This window comes from Shewanella sp. SP1S2-4, from assembly GCF_031932075.1.
Lineage (GTDB): Bacteria > Pseudomonadota > Gammaproteobacteria > Enterobacterales > Shewanellaceae > Shewanella > Shewanella baltica.
In genome coordinates this window covers 58,675-73,825 of the sequence record NZ_JAUOET010000022.1, presented here as the reverse complement: position 1 = coordinate 73,825, position 15,151 = coordinate 58,675, and the positions used below count along the sequence as shown (strand labels likewise).

General features: G+C 45.7%; 12 protein-coding genes. 3 read left to right on the top strand and 9 right to left on the bottom strand.

The window, feature by feature from the left end; genetic code table 11:
• Positions 1-588: 588 nt before the first annotated feature.
• Positions 589-2,016 carry a cytochrome c oxidase accessory protein CcoG gene (gene ccoG, locus Q4Q52_RS17260; RefSeq protein WP_107950071.1) on the bottom strand — a complete coding sequence of 476 codons (1,428 nt, stop codon included), beginning with the start codon at positions 2,014-2,016 and terminating at the stop codon, positions 589-591.
• Between the two features lie 91 nt (positions 2,017-2,107).
• On the opposite strand from ccoG, the gene Q4Q52_RS17255 reads away from it, so the two are divergent.
• From Q4Q52_RS17255 to Q4Q52_RS17245, 3 genes are all read left to right on the top strand, one after another.
• Entirely contained in the window at positions 2,108-2,458 is a 351-nt protein-coding gene (locus tag Q4Q52_RS17255) for a hypothetical protein (protein WP_220591558.1), read from the top strand.
• A 124-nt stretch (positions 2,459-2,582) separates the two neighbouring features.
• Positions 2,583-3,488 carry a 1,4-dihydroxy-2-naphthoyl-CoA synthase gene (locus Q4Q52_RS17250; protein ID WP_006084758.1) on the top strand — a complete coding sequence of 302 codons (906 nt, stop codon included), beginning with the start codon at positions 2,583-2,585 and terminating at the stop codon, positions 3,486-3,488.
• 185 nt (positions 3,489-3,673) lie between these two features.
• A complete protein-coding gene (locus Q4Q52_RS17245) occupies positions 3,674-3,877 on the top strand; it encodes a DUF2061 domain-containing protein (RefSeq protein ID WP_006079349.1) in 204 nt (67 codons plus the stop codon).
• Between the two features lie 108 nt (positions 3,878-3,985).
• Here Q4Q52_RS17245 and glmS read toward each other — a convergent pair whose 3' ends face one another.
• The 8 genes from glmS to atpA form a co-directional block, all read right to left on the bottom strand.
• Positions 3,986-5,815 carry a glutamine--fructose-6-phosphate transaminase (isomerizing) gene (gene glmS / locus Q4Q52_RS17240; RefSeq protein WP_259214370.1) on the bottom strand — a complete coding sequence of 610 codons (1,830 nt, stop codon included), beginning with the start codon at positions 5,813-5,815 and terminating at the stop codon, positions 3,986-3,988.
• 47 nt (positions 5,816-5,862) lie between these two features.
• Complete coding sequence (locus Q4Q52_RS17235) at positions 5,863-6,636, bottom strand: DeoR family transcriptional regulator (RefSeq protein WP_311991188.1); 774 nt, start codon at positions 6,634-6,636, stop codon at positions 5,863-5,865.
• Between the two features lie 198 nt (positions 6,637-6,834).
• Positions 6,835-8,946: a TonB-dependent receptor gene (locus tag Q4Q52_RS17230; protein WP_311991187.1), complete on the bottom strand. Its 2,112-nt coding sequence runs from the start codon at positions 8,944-8,946 to the stop codon at positions 6,835-6,837.
• Positions 8,947-9,230: 284 nt separating this feature from the next.
• On the bottom strand, positions 9,231-10,613 hold the full coding sequence (glmU, locus tag Q4Q52_RS17225; protein ID WP_311991186.1) for a bifunctional UDP-N-acetylglucosamine diphosphorylase/glucosamine-1-phosphate N-acetyltransferase GlmU: 1,383 nt from the start codon (positions 10,611-10,613) through the stop codon (positions 9,231-9,233).
• 188 nt (positions 10,614-10,801) lie between these two features.
• Positions 10,802-11,230 (bottom strand): F0F1 ATP synthase subunit epsilon, encoded by a 429-nt coding sequence (locus tag Q4Q52_RS17220; RefSeq protein ID WP_006083846.1) that lies wholly within the window; start codon positions 11,228-11,230, stop codon positions 10,802-10,804.
• A 36-nt stretch (positions 11,231-11,266) separates the two neighbouring features.
• A complete protein-coding gene (atpD, locus tag Q4Q52_RS17215; protein ID WP_006083845.1) occupies positions 11,267-12,658 on the bottom strand; it encodes a F0F1 ATP synthase subunit beta in 1,392 nt (463 codons plus the stop codon).
• 35 nt (positions 12,659-12,693) lie between these two features.
• On the bottom strand, positions 12,694-13,554 hold the full coding sequence (atpG, locus tag Q4Q52_RS17210; protein ID WP_006084762.1) for a F0F1 ATP synthase subunit gamma: 861 nt from the start codon (positions 13,552-13,554) through the stop codon (positions 12,694-12,696).
• A 50-nt stretch (positions 13,555-13,604) separates the two neighbouring features.
• The gene (gene atpA, locus Q4Q52_RS17205; protein WP_006083843.1) at positions 13,605-15,146 is read right to left on the bottom strand and encodes a F0F1 ATP synthase subunit alpha; all 1,542 of its coding nucleotides are present in this window, start codon (positions 15,144-15,146) and stop codon (positions 13,605-13,607) included.
• Positions 15,147-15,151: the final 5 nt, after the last annotated feature.

The following is a 15,151-nucleotide window of genomic DNA, read 5'->3' as shown; positions in this document are numbered from 1 at the left end:
TTGACTTACGTCAAACGGCTCAATGAATTCTGTCATTTGTTTCCGCTTTTAAAAAAGCGAAACCCAAATTATGTACATATTGCTATGAACACTCATTCATTGATTTAATTCTTTGATTACTCACTCGAAAGTAAAGTAATTTCGATTAACTCAACACCTGTGAGTGTCCACACAGATTTCTTGTTTTATCTTGTTAAAGAGCAACTCAATATCCGTAAGAGGACGTGAGTACCACACTGAGCGCCGAACGCTTCCAGTTGGCTAGGGCTGCGTATTCTACGCATTTCCCGTTTCGCGTCAAGGAGTATTTTTCAACTTCTTGCTGCGCTTGAATTAAATGCTTAAAAGCCACTCAATTCAACCTAACTCGTCAGCTGGCTTTAGCTGTCTGCCGTGTCAGTGGATGCGCATTATAGGGAGCAGGAGATTTTGTGCAAGGGCTTTTTGTAGGAAAATAACGATTAAGGGTTTAGACGTTTACTTATCAAACGATACGTATAAAAAAGGGGCTAAAAAGCCCCTTTATCTCGATTAAGTCTGGCAATATTTATGAGTCTCACTCAATTAGATCATCATAAATACTGTTATCTATGGACTAAAGAAGCGAGATTCTTGCTCAACTTCGACTTCTTCACCGTCGATATGAGTTTTCACTTTTATCTCGATGTTAGTAACTGAACGAGAAAGCTCAACCGGATCAACCCCAACGCTAATGGGTAACGTTAATACTTCGCCACCCGCAATAGTGACCGAAGTCGGACCGTACCATTTATAGTTGTCCAATCCTTCGACACTCATAGTGTATTCATGGGATTGTTCTGTCTTATTAAGAATCTTCAAGGTGAATGTGTTTTCAATCAAACCTTGGTTGTTCTCTCTATAGAGCTGGTTACGATCACGAATGATGTCCATACGTACTGGTGCTATGGTCGCACTGGAGTATATGAAGACTAATATCATCGCCATCAATACCACGCCATAACCGACAAGCTTAGGTCGCAGCACTTTTTGCTTTATACCTTCTAACTTGTTCTCAGTGGTATAACTGATAAGTCCTTTCTCGTAACCCATACGATCCATAGTTTGGTCACAGGCATCGATACAAGCGCCGCAGTTAATACACTCATATTGCAGACCGTTACGAATGTCGATCCCGGTAGGACATACCTGCACACACAAGTCACAGTCGATACAATCGCCAAGCCCTAACTCTTTAGGGTCATCTTTGCGTGAGCGCGGACCACGGGTCTCACCACGTTTAGTATCGTAACCCACGATAAAAGTATTCTTATCGAACATGGCCGCTTGGAAACGCGCATAAGGGCACATGTGGATACACATGATTTCACGCATCCAACCCGCATTGCCGTATGTGGCAAGTGTAAAGAACACGACCCAGAAGTAGATACCGCCAGAAGCATTAAGCGTAAAGACGTCGACATAGACTTCACGGCTCGGCACGAAATAGGACACAAAGGTCATCGCCGTCATCAGTGAGAGCAATAGCCAAGCCGTATGTTTTGCCGTTTTACGCCAGAGTTTGTCAAAGCTCCATGGCATTTGATCTAACTTAATGCGTTTATTGCGCGCACCTTCAAGTTTTTCCTCGAACCAGATGAACATAAAGGTCCATACTGTTTGGGGGCAAGTGTATCCACACCAAACACGGCCAAGATAGGTGGTCACAAAAAACAGCGCAAAGGCAGCGATCATAAACAACGCTGCGAGCAAGGTGAGATCCTGCGGCCAAATCGTTAAACCGAAGACGTGAAACTTTTGTTCGCCTAAGTTAAACCATACAGCTTGACGGTCGCCCCAAGGGATCCAAGGTAAAAGCAGGAAAAATAACATGGCAATCCAGCCCATGCGGCGACGTAAGCTACTCCACAAACCGTCGATTGCTCGGACATAAATCCGATTACGAGGGTTAAAGCGATCCGCTTTACTCGCATCTGGCTGGTGAATCTTAATTCGATTGGTTTTCGAATAGTCCTTGTTGTTAGATTCTGAGTTCATCGTTACAGCCTTTTACTGCTTTAATATTGGACGAAAACTAGCTTATTATACCCATATTCTTAATGGTTATTCACTTATGTTGGACTAAAAGATGAAAGGTTGGCTCATATTGGCGCTACTCGCGGGTGCTTTGTATTACTTATACACAGAAACAGATAAATTAGATGCTCCTATTGCAAAGACTGAGGCTATGGTCAAAAAAATAGAGAATAAAGTTGACTCTATGACGGGAACAAAGATCATAAAAATTGACCATCAATTGGCTAAGGTAAGAACCGACATCGTTGAGCGTTTATCAACATTAGAACTCGAAGCCTTTAATCAGATACCCATGACACCCGAGTCTATTGCCGACTTTAAAGCTAATTATTGCGGCACTAGGGCGCCTGAACATCCAGTGTTCAGTAAAGATAATCAGCTTTATCTCTGTGATCACCTCTAACCATCGCGGACTCATAGGCAAACGGGATTTTGCTATATAGCGCTAAGCTTTAGGCTTTGGTGATTGACCTTATATATGATTCCGCCTAGCCTTTGAGGCATTACAGCACAAAGGCCTATAAATCATGACCCAACAAGTATCAGACATTTTTGATCCCACCTTATGGGATGAAGTCAGTGGATTTCAATTTGACGACATCACCTACCACAGAGCCAAAGCCCACGGCACAGTTCGCATTGCTATTAACCGCCCTGAGTGCCGCAACGCCTTCCGACCTAAAACCGTTGATGAGTTATTTATCGCACTCGATCATGCGCGCCAATGGTCTGATGTAGGTTGTGTACTGCTTACGGGTAACGGTCCTTCGGCAAAAGATGGTGGCTGGGCGTTCTGTTCGGGTGGCGATCAGCGTATTCGCGGCAAAGATGGCTATAAATATGAAGGCGCCGAAGAAGGCAAAGCCGATCAAGCCAGAATGGGCCGCTTACATATATTAGAAGTGCAACGCTTGATCCGCTTTATGCCTAAAGTGGTCATCGCCGTTGTGCCGGGTTGGGCGGTAGGTGGCGGCCATAGCTTACACGTAGTATGCGACTTAACCTTAGCCTCGAAAGAACACGCGATATTTAAGCAGACTGATCCCGACGTAGCGAGCTTCGACTCAGGTTATGGCAGTGCGTATCTTGCCAAGATGATAGGTCAAAAACGTGCCCGTGAAATCTTCTTCTGTGGTTTTAACTACAGCGCCGATGAAGCCTTCGACATGGGGATGGTCAATAAATCCGTTCCCCATGCAGAGCTAGAAACCGAGGCATTAATGTGGGCCAAAGAGATTAACTCTAAGTCGCCTACAGCGATGCGTATGCTGAAATACGGTTTTAACATGACAGACGATGGTATGGTCGGTCAGCAATTATTCGCCGGTGAAGCGACGCGTTTAGCCTATGCGAGTGCCGAAGCGCAGGAAGGGCGCGATGCCTTCCTAGAGAAACGCGATCAAGATTTCTCCGCCTTCCCTTGGCATTACTAGTTTATTAGCAGCGCTTTAATTTACTGCTAGCAACCCAAAGCCCTCCAGAGTGAGGGCTTTATGTTTTTTACAACGGATAAATAGATTAAACCGTTTAAACTAATCTGAAAACACGGCTTTTAATTTTAATGAGAATTGTTATCATCTAAGTATTCCAGCTGGGAGCCTATTTAGAGGACAAGATCATGACTAAGACACTTACTTTTGCCGTACTCCATTTTAGCGTCGCTTTTACCGTAACCTATTTATTAACCGGCAGCGTGATCGTCGGCGGCGCAGTGGCCTTAGTTGAACCCGCGATTAACACAGTGGTGTTTTACTTCCACGACAAAGTATGGAAACGCATTGAGGCAAAAAAGCAGCACGAGCTAGATGCCATTCCAGCATAGAAAGCTAAGCCACCAGCATTTGCTATTGCTGTAAGTTAAGCGTCGTTTTGTCATGAATCTAAATGAAAAAACCGCCAATAAAGGCGGTTTTTATTTAAATGCTTATATTTATTCTACTGTTACAGATTTTGCTAGGTTGCGTGGTTGATCCACGTCGGTACCTTTGATCAACGCAACATGGTACGACAATAGCTGTAGCGGAATAGTGTAAATCAGCGGCGCCATAAAGATATCGCAGTGTGGCACAGGGATCACTTTCATCGTGTCATCCGACTCGAACTCGGCATCCACGTCGGCAAACACATACATGAGTCCACCACGGGCACGCACTTCTTCGACGTTAGATTTGAGTTTTTCGAGCAATTCATTGTTTGGCGCAACGACAATCACAGGCATATCGGCATCGATAAGCGCTAATGGGCCGTGTTTTAATTCGCCAGAGGCATACGCTTCAGCATGAATGTAAGAAATCTCTTTCAGCTTTAACGCGCCTTCCATCGCAATCGGGTATTGATCGCCACGGCCAAGGAATAACGCATGGTGTTTATCGGCAAAATCTTCAGCCAGTTCAGCAATCGCAGCATCTAGCCCTAAAGCTTGTTCCACTTTAGCTGGCATAGATTGTAAGCTTTGAGTGATGTCGGCCTGCATTTGATCAGACATACCATTGTGGCGACCGATCACCGCAGTCAACATTAATAACCCAGCAAGCTGTACTGTGAAAGCTTTAGTGGATGCCACGCCAATCTCGGCGCCCGCTTTCATCATATAAGCCATGTCAGATTCGCGAACCAGTGATGAACCTGGCGCATTACAAATCGTCAATGTGGCTTTGTAACCCATTTCTTTCGCTAAGCGCATGGCCGCTAAAGTATCGGCAGTTTCACCAGATTGTGAAATCGTCACCAACAGGCTATTTGGGAATAAGTGCGACTTGCGGTAACGGAACTCAGAGGCAATTTCGACGTTACACGATACGCCAGCCCAATCTTCCAACCAGTAACGCGCCGCCATGCCCGCATGGTAGCTAGTGCCACAAGCGATGATTTGCACGTGTTTGATATCTTTTAAGAACTCAGCAGCGTTATCACCAAAAGCCGTGTCTAGCACTTGCTTGTTAGCAATACGGCCTTCGATAGTGCGCGTCAGTGCCAATGGCTGCTCGTAAATCTCTTTAAGCATGTAGTGGCGATATTCGCCCTTATCACCAGCATCGTGAGTAATTTCAGATTCTTTGACTTCACGCTCAACGGCATTACCGTTTAAGTCGAAAATACTCACGCTGCGACGGGTCACTTCGGCCACATCACCTTCTTCTAAGAAGGCGAATGAACGAGTCACAGGTAAGAGTGCCAGTTGATCCGAGGCGACAAAGTTTTCACCTAGACCAAAACCAATCACTAAAGGACTACCAGATCGAGCAACAACCAAGCGCTCGCTGTCGCGGCGGTCGATAACAACAGTGCCATAGGCGCCTTCGAGTTGTTTAACTGTGGCTTGCACGGCAGAAAGCAAAGTGCTGTTAGTTTTCAGCTCATGGTGTACTAAGTGACAAATCACTTCAGTATCGGTATCTGAGCTAAATTTATAGCCTAAACCTTTTAGCATCTCGCGCAGTTTATTGTGGTTTTCAATAATGCCGTTGTGCACCACCGCGATATCACCTTCCGATAAATGCGGGTGAGCATTACGCTCACTCGGTTCACCGTGGGTCGCCCAGCGAGTGTGCGCGATACCGGTTCCGCCCGCTAATGGGTCAGTTTCAAGCGCTGCTGAAAGCTCTTGTACTTTGCCAACGCGGCGCGTGCGATTGAGTTCACCATTGTGAATAACGGCAACGCCTGCGGAGTCATATCCGCGATATTCTAAGCGGCGTAAGCCTTCTACTAGAATTTCAGCCACATCCCTTTGCGCCACAGCGCCTACGATTCCACACATAGTCTTTACCTATAAATTAAAAATGAAGTTGTTAAGTTATTTTGCACTCACTCATGAGCGTAGGGCGCCAGCATGACTCGCACGCCCTGATCTGAAATTTGTTTTAGCGCACTCTCGTCGATACGATCGTCGGTGACCAACACACTGACTTTAGCCCACGGTAACTCTAAGTTAGGGATCCGCTTGCCGATTTTGTCTGAATCCACCATAACGATCACTTCGCGGGACACTTCGGCCATGACTTTGCTTAGGCCAGTTAACTCGTTAAAGGTAGTGGTGCCGCGTTCAAGATCGATACCATCGGCACCGATAAACAGTTGATCGAAGTTATATGAGCGCAACACTTGCTCGGCGACTTGGCCTTGAAATGATTCAGAATGCGGGTCCCAAGTACCACCGGTCATCAATAAGGTTGGCTCGTTTTCAAGTTCATGGATGGCATTGGCAAGGTGCAATGCATTCGTCATGACCACCAGCCCACGCTTATCGTTCAGCTGTTCAATCAAGCCAGAAGTCGTAGTGCCGCTATCGATAATGATGCGATTGTGATCTTTGATCAGCTGCGCGGCGGTTTTTGCAATAGACAGCTTATTAGGCGCGATTTTGGCAGAAAACTGTTGGGTCACTTCGTCAGCAATCGCCACGGCGCCACCGTAACGGCGCAGCAGCAGGCCTGTTTTCTCAAGCGCAGCCAGATCTTTGCGAATCGTCACTTCTGAGGTTTCAAAACGTAACGACAGTTCATCAACACTCACTTCACCCAGTTCGTTCAATATGGTGATTATGCTGTGGCGACGCTGCTGTGTGTTTCGTTTGTTCATAAAACCTTTCAGATAAGTTTCGATTCGAAAGATGCATTATAGTGAAACGAAACTTTTTTGCTAGTATTCGAAACACTGTTTCGCATGTTACGGCGTATTTTTATCGTTCTGTAATAGTGAACTTAAACATCAGCCAATAAAAAAGCAGCTTGCCTTTTAAGGACAAGCTGCTTTAAATGAATTTAAAACCTAATAAATTTAAAACTTAGCTTCGACAGCAACACTAAAGTTACGGCCTTGGCCGATAGTGACCATATTGTACTGACCACCATCAATATAATCAGTATCAAATAGATTTCTAACGTTGGCACGAAGGCTCACATCTTTACCCATGATATCCATAGTGTAGGCTGCACCTATATCGAAACGCACATAGCCGTCTTTAGTAATGCTGTTATCTTTATCGGCGAAGCGCTCACCCACATAAATAGCACCAAAGTTCATCGCAAAATTGTCAGTCACTTCGTAACGGGTCCAGATATTAGCCGACCACTCAGGCGCATCGACGGGAGTTTTACCATCTAAGATTTTCCCATCGATCTTGCCAGCACCCGTTTTATATTCGGCATCTAAATACATCATAGAAGAAGTCACAAACCAGCTATCGCCTAACTGACCTTGGGCACCAACTTCAAAGCCACGATGCTTCTGTTCGCCACCTTGAGTGGTGATATCAGTAAAATCACCTATTGGTGAGGATAACTTTTCTGAAATAGTGATGTTCTCAAGTGTAATATCGAACACTGCAGCGGTTAATAACAGACTATCGTCAAACAATTCCCACTTAGTGCCCACTTCATATTGAATACCGTATTCTGGCTTTAAATTAAGCTTATTATTTACATCATACTCGTTATTCACAGTACCTTTTGGCGTGAAGCTCTTTGAGTAATTAACGTAAACGCTGCCATTAGTCATAGGCGAGTAAATCACCCCAAACTTAGGCGACACGGCATAGCTGTTTTCACCTTCACCGTCTTTCTTCTGTTCGTCGTAACGTACGCCAGCGAGCAACTTCCATTGTTCGTTAAGCGTCATTAAATCCTGCAGGTAGAAACCGTAATACTTATAGGTACTCGCATTGCCTTTGGGTTTTGTGTGGTAATCGAGAGCAGGTTGAATAACTGGTTGCCCAGGAATAACCGTTTGAGCTGCCCCACGGTGAATTTGTTGCTGATAGAAATAATCGAGATAGTTAGCCCCAATCAGCAGTTGATGCTGCATTCCCGCCAATCCAAATTCACCGGTGAAATCGGCATAAGCGGTTTTATGCTGCCAATCGTCGTAACGATCGAATGGCTTGATACTATAGCCTTTGGTGAATGGGTCTTCTGTATATTGCGGCGCAGAATCAAAACGTTGGCGATTAAACTGCTGCTCGTTATAACCCGCTTTGACTTTCCAGTTGTCACTCATATGCCAAGTCAGATCGGCACCTAGGTTTGACACTGTATTGTCAGTAAAGGCCCAAGGCGCATCCCAAACGGTTTTACGTTCGCCAATGACATTACCTTGTTTATCTAACCACCCACCCGCATCGATACCTGCTTTATCTTGGGTATGGTCGTATTTAACCGACAGTAACAAATCGTCGCTTAGGTCAAATTCCATATTGAGATAACCTAACCAGCGATCGCGCTCTTGGTTCTCATCATTAGCGGAATACTCACGCCAGTATTTTGTATCTTGCTTCACTAACACACCGCGATAACGAATACTTTGTGCTTCGTTTAAACTGCCACCCGCATCGAGCTGTGCACGGGTAGAACCGTAGCCATCGGTATCAAAACCTAAGTTAAGCATTGAATCATAGGTTGGTTTCTTAGTGACCATATTCACTAAACCACCAGGGCCAGATTGACCATACAACATGCTCGAAGGGCCTTTTAACACTTCAACTTGCTGCAGGGTTTCGATGGGTTGTACGTAATGGGACCATTGCTGATGGCCATTGATGAGATAACCATTACCAGAATCTAACTCGAAGCCACGGATGCTAAAAACTTGGCGGTTCCAGCGTGTCGTTCCTGCCGTCACGCTCGAATCGTTAACTAACACTTCAGCGAGGTTAGTCGCCAGCTGTTCGTCCGTGACAAAATCGGGGATCACATTAACTGATTGTGGGGTATCCATTAAGTCGATATCACCGCGCATGGCGCCTGATGCTGTACCCACTTTATAATCGTTAAAAGTGCGGCCAGTGACATTAATGCGCTCGATATTTGCGTCGCTAGCCACCTCTGCCAATACGGGCATAGCCATTAACGCCGAACATACGGCCAAACCTACAACTGAATATTTAAATACCATTGCCAACACCTCAATTAGACCTTTCGTCTTAGAATTGCAGGCAATATAAATGAGAAGTGTTTTTATTTAATCTTCTTTACACGAATTTACAATTAGCTGTGATATAGATCTAAATCTGTTTAAAACCAATAGATTGCAAGTACCACAACAGGATTAACTCAACCTTAATTACGTGACTTTTATTGTTTTCCATCTGAATTAAACGAATCTAATTTCCAACAATCTGACTAAATATAAAAGCGGCACATGGCCGCTTTATAGATACTCAGTTGAGTTAAATAAACTTACTTTTTAATTTTGACTGGACGTTGCCAACCCGTCAGGTGCTTTTGTTTAACACGGGTAATGACTAACTCATTTTCACCCACATCGCGGGTAATGGTTGAGCCAGCGCCTAAGGTTGCGCCTTTACCAATAGTGACAGGTGCCACCAGCTGGGTGTCTGAGCCAACAAAGACATTATCTTCGATAACGGTAAGATGCTTATTCGCGCCATCATAATTACAAGTAATAGTGCCAGCACCGATGTTAACGCCATCACCTATAACGGCATCGCCTAAATAGGCTAAGTGTCCAGCCTTAGACCCCACGCCGATAACCGCTTTTTTCACTTCAACAAAGTTACCAATGTGCGCATCTTGCTTAAGCTCTGCGCCAGGACGTAAGCGAGCAAATGGACCAGCACTGGCAGCAACGCCAAGCTTAGCGCCTTCGATAATAGAGTAAGGTTTGATCTCAGCGTTATCGGCAATCTCACAATCGATTAAAATCGCGCCAGCGCCAATAGTGACATTATTACCTAAGGTCACTTTGCCTTCGAATATCACGTTGATATCAATCATCACATCCATACCAACAGTGACTTCACCACGGATATCGATACGGCTTGGGTCGCGTAGGTTCGCTCCCGCCAACATCAGTTTTTCGGCTTCACGGGCTTGGTAAGCGCGTTCAAGTTGCGCCAGTTGCACGCGGTTATTAGCGCCTTCCACTTCAATCGCAGATTGTGGTTGGGCAGTATCAATAGCAACGCCATCAGCGTGCGCCATAGCAATAATATCCGTTAGATAATATTCGCCTTGGGCATTGTTGTTGGATAAACGGCTCAACCAAGCTTTAAGTTGTTTACCTGGAACGGCCATGATGCCGGTATTGATTTCGTTGATCAGTAGCTGCTCTGCTGTAGCATCTTTCTGCTCAATAATACCAACGACTTTCCCCTGTTCTTGACCTTTACAAGGAGTACGGACAATACGGCCATAACCCATAGGATCTGCTAAATTCACCGTTAAAATGGCCACGCCATTTTCAGGAAGGGCAGCGAGTAAGGCTTCAAGGGTCGATTGTTGAATAAGTGGCACATCGCCGTAAAGAATGAGCACAGTATCATTGTCAGCAATATGCGGGCTCGCTTGCGCAACCGCATGTCCCGTGCCTAATTGCTCAGCTTGCAATACCCAGTTAAGTTGTTGCTCACCTAAGCTAGCTTGTAGCTTGTCAGCACCATAACCGTAGACTAACTGAATCGCGTCACTACCCACTTTGTGGGCGGTATCGATGACATGTTGCACCATGCTCTTATGGGCGATGGGATGTAATACCTTAGGAAGACCAGAGCGCATCCGTGTTCCCTTGCCAGCTGCTAAGATCACTACATTTAATGCCATTGTCATATCCTTGAACAAATACCCAAAAGGGTGAAAAAAATTACGGTCGATTTTGTAGCGCAATTTTAACGGAAAGCACATCGAAAAGCGAAGCGGATAGCGATAGGAATAGCTCAAAAACACGCTTACCCAAATTTCGGCCACAAAAAAGGCGACCTTATGGTCGCCTTTTTTCACAAACAATAACCTTATCTGGCAATGTTTTTCTTGATGGTTTCAACAACACGTAATTGAGCCATAGCCTTAGCTAGTTCAACCATAGCCGCGTCATAATTGAAGTCAGCACCTGCATTTGCCATATGGGCTTCTGCACGACGCTTAGCTTCTAATGCCGCTTGCTCATCAATATCTTTGGCACGCATAACCACATCAGCCAATACGGAAACAGTAGAAGGTTGCACTTCCAGAATACCACCTGAAAGGTAAAACACTTCTTCACTGCCGTCTTGCTTGACGATGCGCGCCATGCCAGGTTTGATATAACTCAGCAAAGGAGCATGGCCATGCATTATGCCCAACTCACCTTCTGAACCAGTCACTTGCAGCGAAGCTACACGACCAGAGAAGATTTTGCTCTCTGCACTTACTATATCAAGATGTACTGTCATGGCTGCCATCCCGTTCTCCTTAAGAAACTAAGTATTGCTACTTAGTTATTTCTTTTTGTTCGCTTTCTCGATGACTTCATCGATTGAGCCAACCATGTAGAACGCTTGTTCTGGCAGGTGATCAAACTCACCGTTCAAAATACCCTTAAAGCCACGGATAGTGTCTTTCAGAGAAACGTACTTACCAGGAGATCCAGTAAAGACTTCTGCTACGAAGAAAGGCTGAGATAAGAAACGCTCAATCTTACGAGCACGGAATACAGTTGTTTTGTCTTCATCAGACAATTCATCCATACCCAGAATCGCAATAATGTCTTTCAGCTCTTTGTAACGTTGCAGTACAGTTTGCACGCCGTTAGCAACATCATAATGCTCTTGGCCAACAACCAATGGATCTAATTGACGTGAAGTCGAATCCAATGGGTCAACCGCTGGGTAAATACCCAGAGAAGCAATTTGACGTGACAGTACAACAGTCGCATCTAAGTGAGCGAAGGTTGTTGCTGGCGACGGATCGGTCAAGTCATCCGCAGGTACGTATACCGCTTGTACAGAGGTAATAGAACCAGTCTTAGTTGAAGTGATACGTTCTTGCAGAACGCCCATCTCTTCAGCCAATGTTGGTTGATAACCTACCGCAGAAGGCATACGACCTAACAGTGCAGATACTTCAGTACCGGCCAAGGTATAACGGTAGATGTTGTCAACGAACAACAGTACGTCACGACCTTCGTCACGGAACTTCTCTGCCATAGTCAGACCAGACAGTGCAACGCGCAAACGGTTACCTGGAGGCTCGTTCATCTGACCATAAACCATGGCCACTTTGTCGAGAACGCCAGAATCTTTCATCTCGTAGTAGAAGTCGTTACCTTCACGAGTACGTTCACCTACACCGGCGAATACAGAAAGACCCGAGTGGGCTTTAGCGATGTTGTTAATCAGTTCCATCATGTTAACTGTTTTACCAACACCCGCACCACCGAACAAACCAACTTTACCGCCCTTAGCGAATGGACAAACAAGGTCAATAACCTTGATACCAGTCTCTAATAGTTCAGTAGAGCTTGATTGATCTTCGTATGAAGGAGCTGTACGGTGAATAACATAACGCTCTTCTTCACCGATTGGACCCGCTTCATCAATAGGCTCGCCTAATACGTTCATGATACGGCCAAGAGTGGCGGTACCAACAGGAACAGTAATAGGTGAACCTGAGTTTACTACTTCAAGACCACGACGCAGACCGTCAGAAGAACCCATAGCGATGGTACGAACTACACCACCACCTAGTTGTTGCTGAACTTCCAGCACCAAACCATTACACGGGCCTTCACCTACGATTTTCAGAGCGTCATATACTTGAGGTACGGCATCTTGTGGAAACTCTACGTCCACAACCGCGCCAATCACTTGGACAACAGTACCTGTGCTCATGATTAATCCTCTAAAACTTGTATTCGTTACCTAACCTAAACCGCAGAGGCACCAGAAACAATTTCCGACAGTTCTTGCGTAATCGCAGCCTGACGGGCCTTGTTATAGACCAGTTGCAAGTCGTTGATAAGCTCACCAGCGTTGTCTGTTGCCGACTTCATAGCCACCATACGGGCAGCTTGTTCAGAGGCAATGTTTTCAACAACACCTTGGTAAACCTGAGATTCTACATAACGGACCAATAAGGTATCCAAAAGTGCTTTTGGATCTGGCTCGTAGATATAATCCCAACGATGAGCAGTTTCATCATCTTCTGATTTAGGCAAAGGTAGCAGCTGCTCGATCACAGGAGTCTGCGTCATAGTATTCACAAATTTGTTAAATACCACGTACAGACGATCCAGCTTGCCTTCGTTGTAAGCTTCTAGCATGACACCGACTGTCCCGATCAAGTCAGCGAGCTTTGGAGCATCGCCTAAACCTGAAGCGTGAGCAGACACTTGTCCACCGAAGTTTTTGAAAAACTGCACACTACGTGCGCCGATTGGGCAAAATTCAAATTCTGCACCTTGGGCTTTCCAGCTTTTCACGTCTGCGATAACCTTTTTGAAAAGGTTAACGTTCAGACCACCACAAAGGCCACGGTCGGTTGCCACAACAATGTAACCAACCCGCTTAGCCTCTCTCACCTCCAAATAGGGGTGTTTATACTCGAGAGAACCTTGCGCTACGTGACCGATCACCTTACGCATGCTTTCCGCATATGGACGGCTCGCAGCCATGCGTTCCTGCGCTCTGCGCATTTTGCTGGCTGCCACCATTTCCATGGCGGACGTGATCTTCTGAGTGTTTTTCACACTCGCGATCTTGGTTTTAATCTCTTTAGCGCCGGCCATCTCTACTCTCCAATCTGGACCTGAGGTGTCTTAAGACACCTCTATCATTGTTACCAGGTTTGGGTTGCTACGAACTTGTCGAGGCCAGCTTTTAATTCAGCTTCGATATCAGCGCTATAATCGCCAGTATCATTGATAAGCTTCATTAAAGGAGCATGCTCGCTGTTCATGAACGAGAGCAGAGCGGCTTCGAAATTACCGACCTTATTCAGCTCAACACTCTTCAGGTAACCTTTTTCAGCTGAGAAAATAGACACAGCTTGAGCGGCTACGCTCATTGGAGCATATTGCTTTTGCTTCATCAGTTCGGTAACACGCACACCATGCTCAAGTTGAGCACGTGTTGCATCGTCAAGATCAGATGCAAATTGCGAGAACGCAGCAAGCTCACGATACTGTGCTAGTGCGGTACGAATACCACCAGACAGTTTCTTGATGATCTTAGTCTGAGCCGCACCACCAACACGAGAAACAGAAATACCTGGGTTAACCGCTGGACGTAGGCCAGAGTTAAACAGATCGGTCTCAAGGAAGATCTGACCATCGGTAATAGAAATTACGTTGGTCGGTACGAATGCAGAAACGTCACCCGCTTGCGTTTCAATAATCGGCAGCGCGGTTAAAGAACCGGTTTTGCCAGTTACTGCACCTTTAGTGAACTTCTCTACATAAATCGCGTTAACGCGTGATGCACGCTCTAGTAAACGTGAGTGTAGATAGAATACGTCACCTGGGTAAGCTTCACGGCCTGGTGGACGCTTGAGCAGTAACGAAATTTGACGATAAGCAACTGCTTGCTTAGACAAATCATCGTATACGATCAAAGAATCTTCACCGCGGTCACGGAAGTATTCACCCATAGAACAACCAGAATATGGCGCTAAGTATTGCAGAGCAGCAGCTTCAGAAGCGGTTGCAACAACAACGATAGTGTTAGCTAACGCACCGTGTTCTTCTAGCTTGCGCACTACGTTAGCGATAGTAGAAGCCTTTTGGCCAATCGCAACGTACACACATTTAATGCCAGAATTTTTCTGGTTGATAATTGCGTCGATCGCCATAGCTGTTTTACCAGTTTGACGGTCGCCAATGATCAATTCACGTTGACCACGACCGATAGGGATCATGGCATCAACGGCTTTGTAACCAGTTTGAACTGGTTGATCAACAGACTGACGTTCAATAACACCTGGTGCGATAACTTCAATTGGCGAGTAACCATCGTTATCGATAGGTCCTTTTCCGTCAATTGGCTCACCTAGTGTGTTAACAACGCGGCCAAGAAGACCGCGGCCAACTGGAACTTCCAGAATACGGCCAGTCGTTTTCACTTTTACGCCTTCTGCTAAATCAGCATAAGGACCCATTACTACGGCACCGACAGAATCACGTTCAAGGTTCAACGCGATTGCAAAACGGTTACCAGGCAGTTCGATCATCTCACCTTGCATCACGTCGGCTAGGCCGTGGATGCGGATGATGCCGTCACTTACCGCAACGATAGTACCTTCGTTACGAGATTCGCTAACGACTTCGAACTGCTCGATCCGCTGCTTAATCAGATCGCTGATTTCAGTGGAATTCAGTTGCATGCTCA